Below are 15,686 nucleotides of genomic sequence, written 5' to 3'. Positions count from 1 at the left end.
GCGGCGGCGGTGAGCAAGAGGGAACATGGCAAAATCGTCGCGTCCCGTGTGAACCAGCGAAACCCTCAGGAGGCGGCGATGCAAAACGTGGCACAGTCGCCGCTTGCAGCGGCGTGGGATGCAAATCAGTCCATTCAGAGGTCTGCGTCGGTGCGATTGTTCGCGGCGACCAATTCGGCGCTCTACGTCACGCTGATGGAGCGCCACCTGGATTTCGGAACGCGACTGAACGAGACGGAACTCGCGATCCGGCTCGAACGCGATCTCGTCGAACTCGGTGCTCCCGAACACACCGGCGGGGCCGACCTGGTCAAGTTGTGGGCTCGGCAAGGCTGGCTGCATCGGATCACCGACACCGCAAGCGCCTCCGCACAAATCACCTGTTACCTGAGTACCGAAGCTCGATCGGTGCTGGACTACATGCGGCGGTTGCGTCGCGAAGACAGCGTCGCCACCGGCGGCTCTATCAGCGGCGTTGCCGCGGGCCTGCGGCGGGTAGCCGGTCAGGTCACCAGTGATCCGCATCAGATCCGGGAAGAGATCGAGAGTCAGATACAAGAGCTCGACGTCGAACTGGCCGATCTCGACGCCGGACTGCGTCCCGACCCCGACCTCACAGCCGCCGAAGACGAGGCGCGGGCAATCGCGTATCAAATGGAACAGATCATCTCCGACATCGGACAGTACGGAGCGATGCTTGACCGCATCACAACCCAACTGCTCGATGACCCCAACGACTCCGACCTGGCCTACCGAGACCGCCAGCGGCAGATGTTCGATGACTACGAGGCTCTGCTGGAATCGCCACAAAGCGCGTCCTATCACGCGTTCAGCCACCTGATTCAGGACCCGACGCAGCGCGGCAAACTCGTTACCGACATCACGACGGTAACCCGTCAACTCCCGGCAATCGACCCCGGTCTGCGATCTGTGATGGACAACTTTTTCTCCTTGGTGACCGAGCAGATGGGCGAGGTCGGGCGTACCCGTCAGCGATGCGCGCGTCGGATCAGGCGGTTCGTCGCGGCCGGCACACTCGAACAGAGCCGGGGGATCGCGCGGCAATTGAACGACGCTCTCGCCAGTGCCAACGAGATGCTGAAGACATCTCTGGCCGACCGCCGCATCGGATACGAACTGCCACTTGCCACACCAGCGGTGAACTCGGTCGGCCGGCTCGCATTCGAGATTCGCGATCCCGCGCCGCCGGCCCCCGCCGCGGTGGCATCGGGTGCTGCGGATCTGTCGTCGTTCGCATCGTTGGCGGGACAGGTCGACACGGTTGAACTCACCGAGTTTGTGAATTCCGCTGTCGCCACCGGGCCGATCGCGCTGTCCGAAGTGATCGATCGTCTCGACGAACCGTATCTCGCCCATGTGATCGTCTTATGGTCGTGGGCACTCAAACAAACCGCGGGCGCGACGGTCGCGTCGACCCACGTTCGGTTTCGGTCGATGGAAGGTACCGATCGAGCCATTGAAGTACCCGCACTTATGTTCACCGAACCGATTCCGACCGCGGAGGCCGACGCCCTGTGACAACCGACCTCGACGCCACCTCCGGTACCAACGGAGCCGACGATCCCGGTTCTGAAGTGTCGCCGACTCCGGAGGAGTTCGCGGGGTACGACGAATTGCCGACGGTTGTCAAAGCCGATTCTGATAGCGGCCCGCGGCTACCGAGATTCGACGGCGACGTCTCGGTATTGCCCGATCGTGCATGCTGGGCACTTCAGAATCTGCTGACCCGACGACATATCAGTGGTGAGCGCCAGCCGCAGTTGTGGACCTGGGTCAGTGAATACCGCGATGAGTTGCGCACCCGACTATCGGAACTCGATCTTCGGCTGCGCATCGTCGATGAACTCGAAGTAGCGTTCGTCGAGCAGGCTGGCTATGACTCACGTTGGGGCAGAAGGATTCTCAAGCGTGAGACGATACACACCTACGACGCCATCTTGGCGTTGCATCTCGCCAAATATCTGCGGGCCTCGCGGAACGAGCACGTCCTGATTACCCGTGAGGACATCCACGAGATGTTCGCCGGGGTGACCAATACCATCGACCGGGACCTGGCACAGTTTGACAAGCGCATCGACCACGCCATCGAGAAGATGGCGGAACTTGCATTTCTGCGCGCGCACCGCGACGACCCGGACACGTTCACGGTGAGTCCGGTGATTTCGGCGGTGCTGACCGCGTCGGTGATCACTGACTTGCAGCGGCAATTCGAGCAGTTCATCGGCTCGGGTGAGGAAGGCGTGATGCCGCCGACCGGTCTGGATGCCACCGACGACGACGATCAGGATGACGATGACTCCGATGACGACGAACTCGAGGGAGGGGACTGGTGAACACCACGGTCGGCGACGTTGATCAGTACCGCCTGTCGCGGCTCCAATTGATCAACTGGGGAGTCTTCGATGGCTACCACTCGATTCCGTTTAGCCCCAACGGTTCGCTGATCACCGGATCGTCGGGTAGCGGCAAATCCTCACTCCTGGACGCTATTTCGCTGGCATTCCTCCCCGATCATCGACGCAACTTTAACGCGTCGGGTGACGCGACCGCGGCTGGCGCGTCGAGCGGCAAACGCACGGTGGGCAAATACGTTCGTGGCGCGTGGGGAGAGCGGCGTGATGGGACCAACGCGCAGCGTGAGGTGATGTATCTGCGGGGTACCGGACCGGCGTGGGCCGCCATCTCGGTTACCTATACCTCGACGTCGGGCACGTCCATCACCGGCCTCGTGCTCAAGTGGCTTGCCGCGGGCAAGATGACCGACGCGCATAGTTCGTATTTCATCTGCGACGGCGACGCCGACATCGTCGAGGTCTGCAACACGTGGGCGGCGGGCAGTTACAACCCGTCGATCTTCCGCGAGCAGGGGTGGCGCGGCGGTCCCGGCGAAGGCAAGTACCTTGCGACGCTCTACTCTCTGATCGGTATCCGTGGCTCCGATGCCGCGCAGCAGTTGCTCGGAAAAGCAAAGTCGCTCAAGAGCGTTGGCGGGCTGGCGCAGTTTGTGCGCGAGTTCATGCTCGATGCCCCGACGAGTATCGTCGGCATCAAAGACGCGTTGGAACAGATCGACCCACTCGTGGACGCGCGTGAACTTCTCGACGCCGCGCGACGCAAGCGAGCCATCCTGGGAGATATCGAGTCGGTTCAGGAGCGTTACGCCGCCGAGGCCGCGACTTTCACCGTGCTCGACACTATCGATACCACCACGGTGCGGTCTTATATAAACAATCTGCGACTGCACAACGCGGAGCCCGAAGTCGCCGACCTCGACGACCAGATCGCGCGCCTCGACGGCGATCTGGCCGCGCTGACATCGCAACACGACCAATTGCGGTCGGATCACAGTCATCTGCTCTCCCGGATCGCCACGTCGACCGGTGACCTGGCGCCGCTACAAGAACAGTTGTCGACCGCTCAGAAGACCGGCGATGAAACGTCGGCCCGCAGTTCCGCCTATGAAGACAAGATCACCGCACTCGGCTTCTCAGCACCGAATGACGCCGAGGAATTCTGGTCCCTGCGTGAGCATTTGATCGGCGAAGCCACCCGCATCGATGGACAGCTCGCTGCGGGAAAGGGGCATTTCGCCGAGTTGCTGGCCGCCGAGGTCGCCGCTCGAACGCGCCGCGATGCCGCACGCGATGAACTGAGTCGGGTCCAGCAGGCAGGTTCGGCACTGCCCCGAGCCGAGCATGAGATGCGCCGCATCCTGGCAAATGCGCTGCAGGTCGATGATTCCGAATTGCGATATGTGGCCGAACTCGTGGAGTTGGCGCCCGACGAAGAGCGTTGGCGGCTCGCGGTGGAAAAGGTATTGCGGGGTGCCGGGCTGCGGCTTTTGGTTCCGGACAAGCACTTTCGGGCCGCGCTACGGTATGTCAATAGCCACGACATGCGCGGTCGGATCCAGATCCATCATGCCGAACAGCGGTTGATGCCAGTGCCCGAGCCGGGCACGTTGGGTGCGACGTTGCGCGCAGTGGATCCCGGGCATCCCTGTGCCGCAGAAGCTTTGACGGTGTTGACGAAACTCGGCAACTACGTGTGCGTGGACTCACCGGCCGACTTCAGCGCTCACAACAAGGCGGTTACCGACCAGGGGCTGCGCAAGGATTCGGCGAAACTCGCGGTGAAGGACGACCGTCAACCGTTGCGGCCGTCGCAGTATATTTTCGTCGGCAACGTTGACGCCAAGATCGGGGCGCTGCGCGAAGAACTCTCCGCCGAACAAGAGGCCTACGATGTCGCCCGCCAGGCAACGGCTGAGCTCGATGGTGAACGTACCGAAAAGCAACAGCGCCGCGACTCCTACCGGCGAGTGTGTGAGCAGTTCACCCAATGGAGTGCGATCGACACCGAAACCGCGGACGACCGTCTGGATCAACTCACCGAGCAGTACGAGTTGCTGATGGCGGACAACCCCGACGTGGAAGCGTTGCAGCGCAAGGCCGAAGATATCTGGGAACAGGTCCGAACCGCGATCTCGCAGGCGGCGTTGGTGCGCGACAAGATTTCCCGGCATGACGACCGTCGGACTCAGCTCCTCGATCTGATCGACCGGATCACGCCGGATGAGATCCTTCCGCAAGCGCTGAACACCCTGGACGGATTTCGGGAGGAATCGGCGGCGACCCTCGACGTCCTCGCGCCGGAGCCGTACCGGCAGGAGATGCTCAAAGTTGTTGCGAAAGATCGTGATCGAATGCGATCGGACGCGCGGCGGTCTCGAGACGAACTGTCGCGGATCATCGACACCTATGACGAAGAATTCCCCGACGCCATTCCGAACGACAGCGACGACTTCGATGAGCGCGTCCACGACTATGTAGCGGTAAGTCGCCGAATCGACGAGCGCGAACTTCCGGCCGCGTATGAACGGATGAGGCGACTGATTACTGAGCAAGCGCCCGGCGCGATCCTCGGATTGCATATGGCCGCCGATGCCGAGGAACGACGTATCGTCGAGCAGATCGAGCGGGTGAACACCGGTCTGGCCGCGGTTGCGTTCAATCGTGGCACTCGACTACGGCTCGTTCCAGGGCGCAAACACCTTGCGGCCGTGGCGGAATTGACTGAGCGGGCCAAATTGATCTCGGCACGTACGACTGCGGTCAGCTTCGGTGACGAGCAGGCGATTCTCGAGCAGTACGCCGACATCTTGATGTTGCGCGAGCGACTGGCGGGCGCGACTCCAGAGGATCGAGCCTGGACTCGTGACGCCCTCGATGTACGCAATCGGTTCGACTTCTACTGCGAGGAACACGAGGCTACAACCGGCGAGGTGATCCGGACCTATAGCAACGCGGGCGACAATTCCGGTGGTGAGCAGGAAAAGCTGATGGCATTCTGCTTGGCAGGTGCGCTGAGCTTCAACTTGGCGAGCCCACATGGAGAGGACAACCGGCCGATCTTCGCCCAGCTGATGCTCGATGAGGCGTTCTCGAAGTCTGATCCGCAGTTCGCGCAGCAAGCTCTCAGTGCGTTCCGAAAGTTCGGTTTCCAGCTGATCATCGTTGCGACAGTGCAGAATACGAGCACGATTCAGCCCTACATCGACAATGTGATCATGGTGTCGAAGACCGAGGCCGCCGAGGATTCGCGCCCTATCGCGACAGCACTGTCGACCTCGATTCAGGATTTTTCGGATCTACGCCGAACGAGTGGGGCACGGTTGCCGGTGTAGAACCGCTATTCGGATTGAGCCGTGGGCGTCGGTATGTCGCGTGCCTGTCCGCCCGACGCGTCGACGAGCAACTGCATGAGATGCGAGATCCCCGGCGTTCCGATGACCCATCCGGTTATCGCCCACGCGAGGTTGAGATGTGCCATCACGGCTGCGACCGCCGGAACGCCGCTGCGCGGCAGGCCATCGGACGATTCGTACCGGATGCGTCGGAGCGGCTCCGAATGTTCCTCGGCGGCAAGGAGTTCCAACCCGATAGGTCGGCGGGCGACGATCCAGGCGGCCAGGTCGCTGCACGGATCGCATCCTCGTGCGAGGTACACCCGGGCCGCGGTGGCACTGGGCGCCGGCCGCCAATGCGGTATCCAGTTGCGCACCGACCTTCGGTAGACGGACCACTGGTCGCCGAACCTACGGGTCAATGCGTCGTCTTCGACGTAGGCCGCGACTCCTGCTGAGAAAGTTGCCGTCATCACCGCCGCGACGAACATCAACGGAATCTGCAAAACTACTGCCGCGATCACCACCAGGAGCGTCGCACATAGCTGCATCGGATTGGCAACGTAGGCATACGGACCGACGGTCACCACGCGTGATGGCGGATCCCACGGCCAGGGAGTTCCGCCGGCCCGGGTGAATTCAGCAACGGCGGCCAGCGCGGCCAGGGAGATGACTCCGGCGAGTTGGATCGCCACGATGTCGACGGTGCTGCCGAGTTGCGGACGCCACTCCGGAGCGGTAGCGAGAAATCCACTGCGCAAGCGCAATTCGTAGCAGAGCACCGGGACCACGACGAATAGCATTGTTGCGAAGAGTGTTACCTGGAACCCGACGCGAACGGTCAGTCCCCGGCGGTGAAAGGTCAGCGTGGCAAGAATCGAAGCGGGAATCAGGCAGGTGACGACGCCGATCAGCTCACCCCACCACCAGTCACCGCGCAGCTCGACAACCGGGCGCAGTGCCGGCATCGCGTAGACATCCAGCACTATCAGCGCGGTAACCGTGTACGGCAACGGAATCCAGCGAGCCGAGAGCACCGGAATTACCGACCATAGGATGGCCCAAGCCAGCAGCAGGTCGACGGGCACCCCCAGGAGCGCCGCCGGGGCCGAATCAAAACTCCACCATCCGACGGATATTGCCAGCACATTGAGCGCGGTCAGACCGATCAAATTCCAGAGTAGGGCGAGAACGGCGGCCGAACGGCGTCGAATGTCGTTGACGGCCAACCATAATCCGCCCGCGAGGACCACTGGAATCAGTACGAACAGCGGCCGGAGCGCGACGACGTCAGGTGTCATTGAGCGGATGGGTGATACGAATGTCCGGCGACGTTGCCCGTGTCGATTCCGCGTATCAGGTAGTCGGCGGCACGCCAGGTGACGAGGCGTTCGATCGGCCCGAAATACCATGACGGCGAAAGAAGACGGGTGTAGTTGACCTGCCAACGGATTTCGCTGCGGTGATCATCTACTGGTTTCCAGCTGACATCGATCTGATCCCAGCGAAGCCATGTCGCCATCGGGCTGGTGTCGGAGATAGGGATAAAAGTGACCGAATTCGCGGTCCGGGTGGCGATCCGCAAGGTGAGTGCGCTGCGCTGGGTACCCCAATGATGTTGAGCGACAGGGCCACTGCGATGATGCGCGCCGTCGAAATTGATCACGCGCGACATGCCGATGTCGAGCCCGCCGCTGTCGTGTTGCGGGGTCGGAAAGCCGAGCGCCAAGATCCCGGTTCGTGGAACGCTGTCGAACCTCATCGGAAGTGACAGTGCCGCAGCGACTTTCCCGGCCGGCAGCTCGACAATCCGGGTCGCCGAGGACACTGAGTCGGCTCGGGGCGTCAGCGCTGGCGTTGCGCCCTCCAAAACCAGCAGTCCCAACAGGACCGGAATCACGAACGCGGCAGGTCCGGCAGACTTCCCTCGCCGGCGGCGCGCGGTGGCGACCGCTTCGGCGGTTAGGAAGGCGAATAGGTAGAACAGGGGAGCCGCGAGCAGAACGCAGCAGGCTCCCTCACCGAGTACCGGAACGGACAGTAGCAGGAGAATAGTCGTGACTTTCATCGCCGTACCGACCGGCTTCTTTGCCGGCGAGAGGAGCGTCACGACGGCGGCGATCACCACCGGTATCCCGACGTACAGGGCAGCCGATTGCCCCAGGCCGTTGTCTTTCAGGCCGTGATAGAGCAGGAAGCCGGCACCGAAGGCGACGATGAAACCAACCAGCAGCCATTGCTGGCCGGACGGACGATAGTGGTTGGTTTCCGGTTCCTCCGGTAGCGGCGGAGGAACATCGGGTTCTGTCATGACATGTGATCGTAGCGAACTGAGAGCTTGCTACCGCGAACGGTCGACGTCGCGGATGACAGCCGCTCAGTGCGTAGCCTGGGCGTCCTCATCGGGTTCGACGTGGTCGGCGGAAAGCTCGTGGAGCGCGCGGAAAACCCGCTTCGATGACTCGGCCCACGGCATCAGGATGGGAAAGACGTGGAACATTCCGAACTCTTCCATCGGGTATACCTGCACGCCGGCCTTCTCGAGTCGTTCGACGAACTCGCGGATACCGTCGCGAAACATCTCATCGGCACCCCAGCAGACAAAGGTCGGCGGAAACCAGGCCGGGTCCGGGTCCGCGTAGGCTGCCGAAACCCGAGCGTCGTCGGGGGAGACGCCTTGCAGGTACGGGGTCACGGGGACGCTCCAGGGCAATATGTCGTGCGGGGCATTGTCGAGCACCGATGGTTGGTTGAGCGCTAGGTCGACTTCGGGCGAAAACAAGGCGAGCGCGGCTGGCGCGGGGGTTGAACGCGAATGCAGCAGTGAGATCAACGACGTCGCGAGTCCACCGCCGCCCGAGTCGCCGGCAACGACCAGATGTTCGGGGTCAATACCGCGATCGATCAGGCCCTGATACGCATCGGCAGCGTCGATGACGCCGGCCGGGAACGGAAACTCCGGTGCCATCCGATAGTCCGCGATGAACACCTCATACCCGGTGATTCTGACCAGTGATGCCGCGAACGCCGAATACATGATCGGGGATGTGCCGATATACCCGCCGCCGTGCAGGTAGAGCACCGTCGCGTTGATCGTCTCCTTGTCGGCATCGTCGTCGACATGTGCGTCCGAACTCGCCTTGGCGCGACACCAGATGCCCGGAACGCCGCCTACGACGTCGTCGGTGATCTCGACGTCATCGGTGATATTGACGAACGGCGGGATGACGAGACGGCAGATCTCGTCGAGGATTTTCTCCATCGACCGGAACTCGTCGATTGGCAGGCCCATCGAGTAGCCCATTAGCGAGCGGATCACCTGGCGGGTAACCGATTGTCCGACGTTGTCCAGGAGTCCGGCAGGACCGCGCCACGGCTGCCGAAACGGCACTCGTGCGAGACCATTGAGCAGACTCTGGCCGAGTCCGACGACGGTCAGCGCAGTCACCGGTGCGGATGCGGTCTGAACTTCGGGTCGATCGGCCATCACCATGCGGCCCAGGGTAGTGGGTGGGTGACGCGGGTGTGGGCCGGCGATCGTCGCTAATGGGTCCGTGAGGCGAACCAACTGTTCGCGCAAAACGCAAATAGCGGACATTCCGACGTCGAATCTGCCCTATTCGCAACCCTTTTCGCAATCGGTGTCGTGAGTATCACAGCAACCCGGTGGCGCCCCGGGGCGCACGTCACTTAGAGTATCGAAGTAATCAATTAGCTTGTAGCAACTATATTTCTGTAGTCGGGTGTCACCCAGATCGGCGGTACCGCACAGATCGCACCGGATATCCAAGCCGTACGGGTGTCGGGGCTGATAGTGAAAAGTATTAGGTGGCAATAGTTTTGAGAGGCGAACATGTCGACTGACATAGCGGGCGGTGCCCGGGCAAAACGGTCGCGCCAGACATCGTTGACCGAGCTCGGTCCGAACTACAAATGGATCGCCTTGTCCAACACAACGTTGGGCATGCTGATCGCGACGATCAACTCGTCAATCGTGTTGATCGCGCTGCCGGATATCTTCAAGGGGATCAACCTCAATCCACTGGAACCACAGAACACCAGCTACCTGTTGTGGATGATGATGGGTTTTCTCGTTGTCACCGCCGTCCTGGTCGTGAGTTTCGGGCGGCTGGGCGATATGTTCGGCCGGGCCAGGATGTACAACATGGGCTTCGCCGTCTTCACCATTTCGTCGATCTTCCTGGCGATCACGTGGTTCGACGGCGCCGAGGCGGCTATCTGGCTAATCTTCTGGCGAGTCATTCAGGGGATCGGTGGTGCCTTTCTGATGGCCAACTCGTCAGCGATTCTGACTGACGCTTTCCCGGCGAACCAACGAGGTCTCGCCATGGGAATCAATGGTGTCGCCGCGATCGCCGGTTCATTCCTCGGTCTGCTCATCGGCGGAGTGCTGGCGCCGATCCAGTGGCACTACATCTTCCTGGTGTCGGTTCCATTCGGCGTCGTCGGCACCGTCTGGGCCTATCTGAAGCTCCACGACACCGGCGAACGCCGCCGCGCGAAGATGGACTGGTGGGGCAATCTCACGTTTGCCGTCGGGCTGATCGCCATTCTGATCGCTATCACCTATGGCATTCAGCCCTATGGGTCGTCGAATATGGGCTGGAGCAATCCATGGGTGATGGCCGGGCTGATCGGGGGTGTTGCCGTCCTGGTGATTTTTGTGTTCATCGAGACCAAGGTCGACAGCCCGCTCTTCGAATTGTCACTGTTCAAAAGTCGGTCCTTCACATTCGGCAATATCGCGAACCTCATGGCATCGATTGGCCGTGGTGGGCTGCAATTCATCCTGATCATCTGGCTGCAGGGAATTTGGTTGCCGCAGCACGGATACGATTACTCGCGTACACCCCTGTGGGCAGGTATTTACATGGTGCCGATGACGATCGGATTTCTGCTCAGCGCACCGGTTTCCGGCGCGCTGTCCGATCGACTGGGCACCAAGTGGTTCACGACGGTAGGCATGCTGATCACGGCCGGAACATTCGCCGCTCTGATCGCGATCCCGGTCGACTTTAGTTACGTGGTATTCGCAATCATCTTGTTGATCAACGGAATTGGGATGGGGCTATTCGCCTCACCTAACCGCGCCGAAGTCATGAACTCGCTGCCGATAAACTCGCGTGGGTCCGGCGCCGGCATGATGACGACCTTCCAGAACGCGGCGATGGTGTTGTCCATCGGCGTGTTCTTCTCGCTGATGATCGCCGGTCTGAGTTCGACCTTGCCGAGCGCGATGTACGACGGCTTGACCACCAATGGGATGCCCGTCGAGCCGGCGCAGGGAATCGCGCACCTGCCGACCGTTGGCATTTTGTTCGCAGCCTTCCTCGGTTACAACCCGATCCAACAAGTCGGCGGGCAGGCATTGCAGGGATTGCCGCAGAGCAGCGTTGATCATCTGACCGGTCTGGACTTCTTTCCGCATTTGATCAGTGATCCGTTCGCCGACGGTCTCAGTGCGGCGTTCACCTTCGCGCTGATCTGCTGTGTTCTCGGCGCGATCGCATCGCTGTTCACCGGCACGCCCAAGCGCCGACCAGTGGTCGCCGAGACCGTCGGCGCCGAGTTGGCTGCCGTCGCTGCCGACGTTGGTGCCGGCACTCCGGCGTCACTGGTCGGGGAGGAACCCTCCGTCCAGCCCGACGGTGCGCGGATCACGGGATGACCGATCCGCTGGCCTAAAGTTAGTCGCGGTGAAAATCGTTGCCGGAGAGCGCAATGTCGTCGACATCGCTCGCGGCACACATCTGAACTCGTCACTGCCGTGACAGCCGGGCGGAATCGTTACCCGACTCGCGAACTGGCGTGAACTCGCTAAGGTAGTAGTTAATGCGCGATTTCCTATGTAAGTCATGTGGCCAGCGTCTAGCCTTCGAAAACAGTCTGTGCCTGCACTGCGACAGTCCACTGGGAGTGTCCCTTGCCGACCGCACCATCGTCGTTCTCGACGATGATGGGCAAGCGCAGGTGGGCGGACGTAACTTACGCCGCTGCGCGAATTTCGTCGTAGCTCAATGTAATTGGCTTCTCGATGAGTCCAGGTCCGGGGATCTGTGTGAGTCGTGTGCGCTTACGCGGACCCGGCCATCGGACTCTGATACCGACGCCCTGGCGGAGTTCGGTGATGCGGAGACGGCGAAGCGACGGTTGATCTTCGAACTCACCGAATTGGGTCTGCCGATCGTCTCGCGCCAGGAGAACCCCGATTTCGGCCTCGCCTTCGACTTGCTGTCGAGCAGCGTGGAGGCTGTCGTCACCGGGCACGCGAACGGAGTCATCACACTCGACCTCGCTGAAGGCGACGACGTGCATCGAGAGCAGATGCGAGTCGAACTTGCCGAGCCCTATCGGACGGTACTCGGTCATTTCCGGCATGAGATCGGCCATTACTACCAACCCGTGTTGGTCGGAGATTCGGACCAATCGCAGTTCACCGACCTGTTCGGCGATGCCACGCAGGACTATCAAGTCGCGCTCGATCGACACTATTCCCAAGGGGCTCCGCCCAATTGGCAGGACAGCTTCGTATCGTCGTATGCGACCATGCACCCGGCCGAAGACTTCGCGGAGACCTTTTCGCACTACCTGCATATCCGCGACACCCTCGATACCGCCGCGGCTTTCGCGCTCGCTCCGGCCGGTTCAACGCTCGACAGCGATCTGTCCGGCGATGTCGGCTTCGACCAGATCATCGACTGGTGGCTACCCCTCACCTGGTCGCTCAATCAGATCAACAGGTCGATGGGACATCCGGACCTCTATCCGTTCATTCTGGCCGCTCCGGTCATCGCGAAGATTCGCTTTGTGCACGGGTTGGTGACATCCGAGCGCTAGCGTTCTGACGCATATGCGGACAAATTGCATCTGAGTACGCGCATTTGCTGGTGATGGGTCATTATGTACGCGTGGGTGCGATCAAAGTGCGAGATGCCGCCAAACTGCTTGGCGTAAGCGATGACACCGTCCGGCGGTGGATCGTCAGCGGAAAACTGTCTACCACCGGGCTCGAGGGGGCGGCATCGGTCGACGGGGTGGAACTCGCGCGGCTGGCACGCGACCGCGCGGCCGCACCGGCCGATGACGACGGGGTGCTGCGCTCGGCGCGTAATCGATTCACCGGCTTGGTCACCGATGTGACCATCGACGGCGTCATGGCGCAGGTGCGAATGCAGTGCGGTCCATTCGAGGTCACCTCGTTGATGAGTGCTGAAGCCGCGCGCGAGCTGTCTCTGCAGCCCGGATCGGTTGCCACCGCGGTTGTGAAGGCCACAACCGTGATCGTTGAGACGAAACGAGACGATGGATGAAGAAGTTTCTCGCACTGGGTGCAGCGACGGCGGTGTTGTTGTTAGCAGGCTGTTCGACGACCGACGACGCCGATCCAGCAGAATCGACTGGATCGACGACCCTCAACGTCTATGCCGCGGCATCGTTGAAGAAGACGTTCACCGCCATCGCAGCCGATTTCGAGAAGACGCACGCTGGTGTAAAGGTGACCCTGTCATTCGACGGTTCGTCGACCCTGGTCAACCAAATCAAGCAGGGTGCACCCGCCGACGTATTCGCCAGTGCGGATGAGAAGAATATGGGAAAACTCGGTGACAAGGCGAGTGATCCGACGGTCTTCGCGACCAACACGCTGGTCATTGTCACCGCGCCCGGAAACCCCAAGGGAATTCGCACCATTGGCGATCTCAACAACGCCGGTGTCACGACCGTCGTGTGCCAGTCGGCGCAGCCGTGCGGCACCGCGACTGACACCGTTGAGAAGAACACTGGGATAACCATCAAGGCGGCCTCCGAAGAACAGTCGGTGACCGCGGTTCTGACGAAAGTGACGTCGGGGCAGGCGGATGCGGGCCTGGTGTACGTTACCGACGCCAAGGCTGCCGGCGACAAAGTCTCGACCGTCGTCGATCCAGCGTTCGCCGCGGTCGTGAACTCCTATCCGATCTCCGCGGTGCGTGGCGCCGCGAATGAGGGGGTGGCAAAGGAATTCGTCGATGCGGTTCTCAGTCCGGCCGGGCAGAAAGTTCTGCGGGACGCAGGTTTCGGCGCACCTTGATCTCGAAGGTCCTGGGCCAGTTGGGATCCCGTTCGACAACAGGTGTCCCGACCTGGTTGTATCTGCCAGCCATCCTTGGCATCGCGCTCATCGTTCTGCCACCAATCGCTCTCTTGCTGCAGATGCCGTGGGACAGCTTCATCGAACAGGTGTGGTCGGCGTCGTCGCGTCAAGCGCTTCTATTGTCGTTGCGGACGGCCGCCTTCTCTACAATCCTTTGCGTGCTGCTCGGTGTGCCGATGGCCGTCACCTTCGCGCGCCACGACGGTGTCGTTACCCGAGTCCTGCGGGCACTTGTATTGCTGCCCTTGGTATTACCGCCGGTTGTGGGCGGTATCGCGTTGCTCTACACGTTCGGTCGGATGGGGTTGGTTGGCGAGCCGTTGCGCGCGATGGGAATCGATATCGCATTCACCTCAACGGCGGTGGTACTCGCACAAACCTTCGTGGCACTGCCGTTTTTGGTGATCAGCGTCGAAGGCGCGCTGCAGGTGGCAGGGACCAGATACGAGGAGGTCGCAGCGACATTGGGGGCGAGTCCGTCGCGCACACTGCGACGTGTGACGATCCCGCTCGTCGCGCCATCGCTGCTGGCCGGCGTGGTGTTGGCGTTCGCTCGGGCACTCGGCGAGTTTGGTGCCACGATTACCTTCGCGGGCAATGCGCCAGGTATCACGCAAACCGCTCCGCTGGCGATCTATATGGCGGAGATCGACGATCCCCAATCGGCCATCCCGCTGTCGCTGGTACTCGTCGCGGTATCGCTGATCGTCGTCGTCGCCGTCCATACTCGCCGATCAGCCCGGCTGGGGGTGCTGTGACGATTTCGGATATCGCGAATGTGACTGTGCGGATTGAGAATCGCGTACCGCGCTTGTCGATCGACCATGCCTTTGCGGGTGGGCGGACAACAGCAGTCGTCGGACCGAACGGTGCGGGGAAGACAACACTGTTGCGGGTACTGGCCGGACTGCTGCCCGCTGATGTCGAGAAGATCGCGGTCGGCGAAACCATCCTTTCCGGCCAGTCGCTGGTGGTCCCCGCCTACCAGCGGAATATCGCGTTGCTCAGTCAGGACGCACGCTTGTTTCCGCATCTGAGCGTCGCCGACAATGTCGCGTTCGCGCCGCGGGCCCGGCGGGTGCCAACGGCCGGCGTGAAAGATCTTGTCGCACAGTGGCTGCGGGCCTGTGAGGTAGCGGACCTCGCCGAACGGATGCCGTCCGCGCTATCGGGCGGACAGGCTCAGCGCGTAGCGATCGCGCGAGCGTTGGCCGCGCAGCCGCGAATTCTGTTGTTGGACGAACCATTCCGGGCGCTCGATGTCGACGTCGCGGGGCGCCTACGCGCCCTGTTGCGCGACTTGCTGACAGCGGGTGCGCATACGACGATCATGGTGACCCACGACGTCATCGATGTGGTGACACTAGCCGACGAGATGCTAGTGCTGGTGGACGGGGAAGTCGCCGATCGAGGGCCGGTGCGCGATGTTCTGCACCGGCCGGCGAACTCGTTTACCGCAAGCTTGGCCGGGCTGAATTTGGTGTCGGGTGTGTGGGACGGAGTGTCGGTCGTGGGGCCAGAAGTTTCGGTCGCCGGGTTCGTGGCCGAGCCGGTAGGTGTCGAATCGAGGGCGACGGCCGTCTTCGGCCCGGACGCCGTGGTGGTGGCAACGTCGGAGCCGACTGATGCGAGTTTCCGCAACGTCTACCGCACCACCGTCTCGCAGGTGGTTCCGCAGGGGGATCGATTCTTGCTCCGCGGCGAAGTCGCCGATCAGGAGATGAGCGCAGAATTGACGCGGGAAGCATTGGCGCAGTTGCGAATCGGAGTAGGTTCTCGGGTGTGGTTTGCCGTCAAAGCCAGCGCCGTACGCATCTTCTGACGCCG

At 61.7% G+C, this 15,686-nt stretch carries 12 protein-coding genes; 9 read left to right on the top strand and 3 right to left on the bottom strand.

The genetic code is table 11. The features are described 5' to 3' along the window. Window positions 1-78 precede the first annotated feature (78 nt). From AAFP29_RS13430 to AAFP29_RS13420, 3 genes are read left to right on the top strand one after another with little or no spacing between them, the layout of a single operon-like run. Window positions 79-1,539 carry a DUF3375 domain-containing protein gene (locus AAFP29_RS13430; RefSeq protein ID WP_419217853.1) on the top strand — a complete coding sequence of 487 codons (1,461 nt, stop codon included), beginning with the start codon at window positions 79-81 and terminating at the stop codon, window positions 1,537-1,539. Next, complete coding sequence (locus tag AAFP29_RS13425) at window positions 1,536-2,354, top strand: DUF4194 domain-containing protein (protein WP_419217852.1); 819 nt, start codon at window positions 1,536-1,538, stop codon at window positions 2,352-2,354. Before AAFP29_RS13430 ends, AAFP29_RS13425 begins: the two co-directional genes overlap by 4 nt. Next, complete coding sequence (locus tag AAFP29_RS13420; RefSeq protein ID WP_419217851.1) at window positions 2,351-5,707, top strand: ATP-binding protein; 3,357 nt, start codon at window positions 2,351-2,353, stop codon at window positions 5,705-5,707. The genes AAFP29_RS13425 and AAFP29_RS13420 overlap by 4 nt, the downstream gene beginning before the upstream one ends. Before the next feature lie 5 nt (window positions 5,708-5,712). Here AAFP29_RS13420 and AAFP29_RS13415 read toward each other — a convergent pair whose 3' ends face one another. From AAFP29_RS13415 to AAFP29_RS13405, 3 genes are all read right to left on the bottom strand, one after another. After that, window positions 5,713-7,008, bottom strand: coding sequence for a methyltransferase family protein (locus tag AAFP29_RS13415; protein WP_419217850.1), 1,296 nt, complete (start codon window positions 7,006-7,008; stop codon window positions 5,713-5,715). Then, the gene (locus AAFP29_RS13410) at window positions 7,005-8,018 is read right to left on the bottom strand and encodes a hypothetical protein (RefSeq protein ID WP_419217849.1); all 1,014 of its coding nucleotides are present in this window, start codon (window positions 8,016-8,018) and stop codon (window positions 7,005-7,007) included. Before AAFP29_RS13410 ends, AAFP29_RS13415 begins: the two co-directional genes overlap by 4 nt. Window positions 8,019-8,084: 66 nt before the next feature. Further along, window positions 8,085-9,200, bottom strand: coding sequence for an alpha/beta hydrolase (locus AAFP29_RS13405; RefSeq protein WP_419217848.1), 1,116 nt, complete (start codon window positions 9,198-9,200; stop codon window positions 8,085-8,087). A 360-nt stretch (window positions 9,201-9,560) separates the two neighbouring features. On the opposite strand from AAFP29_RS13405, the gene AAFP29_RS13400 reads away from it, so the two are divergent. From AAFP29_RS13400 to AAFP29_RS13375, 6 genes are all read left to right on the top strand, one after another. Next, complete coding sequence (locus AAFP29_RS13400) at window positions 9,561-11,396, top strand: MFS transporter (RefSeq protein ID WP_419217847.1); 1,836 nt, start codon at window positions 9,561-9,563, stop codon at window positions 11,394-11,396. Window positions 11,397-11,560: 164 nt separating this feature from the next. Further along, window positions 11,561-12,565: a zinc-binding metallopeptidase family protein gene (locus tag AAFP29_RS13395; RefSeq protein ID WP_419217846.1), complete on the top strand. Its 1,005-nt coding sequence runs from the start codon at window positions 11,561-11,563 to the stop codon at window positions 12,563-12,565. Between the two features lie 71 nt (window positions 12,566-12,636). Beyond that, a complete protein-coding gene (locus AAFP29_RS13390; RefSeq protein WP_419217845.1) occupies window positions 12,637-13,038 on the top strand; it encodes a TOBE domain-containing protein in 402 nt (133 codons plus the stop codon). Then, window positions 13,035-13,796, top strand: coding sequence for a molybdate ABC transporter substrate-binding protein (gene modA, locus AAFP29_RS13385; RefSeq protein WP_419217844.1), 762 nt, complete (start codon window positions 13,035-13,037; stop codon window positions 13,794-13,796). The genes AAFP29_RS13390 and modA overlap by 4 nt, the downstream gene beginning before the upstream one ends. Beyond that, the gene (locus AAFP29_RS13380) at window positions 13,796-14,617 is read left to right on the top strand and encodes an ABC transporter permease (RefSeq protein ID WP_419218100.1); all 822 of its coding nucleotides are present in this window, start codon (window positions 13,796-13,798) and stop codon (window positions 14,615-14,617) included. Before modA ends, AAFP29_RS13380 begins: the two co-directional genes overlap by 1 nt. Continuing rightward, window positions 14,614-15,681, top strand: coding sequence for a sulfate/molybdate ABC transporter ATP-binding protein (locus tag AAFP29_RS13375; protein WP_419217843.1), 1,068 nt, complete (start codon window positions 14,614-14,616; stop codon window positions 15,679-15,681). Before AAFP29_RS13380 ends, AAFP29_RS13375 begins: the two co-directional genes overlap by 4 nt. The last annotated feature ends 5 nt before the right edge of the window (window positions 15,682-15,686 follow it).

It is taken from the genome of Gordonia sp. CPCC 205333 (assembly GCF_048537885.1).
Taxonomy (GTDB): Bacteria; Actinomycetota; Actinomycetes; order Mycobacteriales; family Mycobacteriaceae; genus Gordonia.
This window is presented reverse-complemented; position numbering and strand designations above follow the sequence as displayed.

Coding starts and splice junctions, on each gene's coding strand:
- AAFP29_RS13415 (WP_419217850.1), bottom strand. CDS start 7,008: ATGACACCTGACGTCGTCGCGCTCCGGCCGCTGTTCGTACTGATTCCA.
- AAFP29_RS13395 (WP_419217846.1), top strand. CDS start 11,561: ATGCGCGATTTCCTATGTAAGTCATGTGGCCAGCGTCTAGCCTTCGAA.
- AAFP29_RS13405 (WP_419217848.1), bottom strand. CDS start 9,200: ATGGTGATGGCCGATCGACCCGAAGTTCAGACCGCATCCGCACCGGTG.
- AAFP29_RS13400 (WP_419217847.1), top strand. CDS start 9,561: ATGTCGACTGACATAGCGGGCGGTGCCCGGGCAAAACGGTCGCGCCAG.
- AAFP29_RS13430 (WP_419217853.1), top strand. CDS start 79: ATGCAAAACGTGGCACAGTCGCCGCTTGCAGCGGCGTGGGATGCAAAT.
- modA (WP_419217844.1), top strand. CDS start 13,035: ATGAAGAAGTTTCTCGCACTGGGTGCAGCGACGGCGGTGTTGTTGTTA.
- AAFP29_RS13410 (WP_419217849.1), bottom strand. CDS start 8,018: ATGACAGAACCCGATGTTCCTCCGCCGCTACCGGAGGAACCGGAAACC.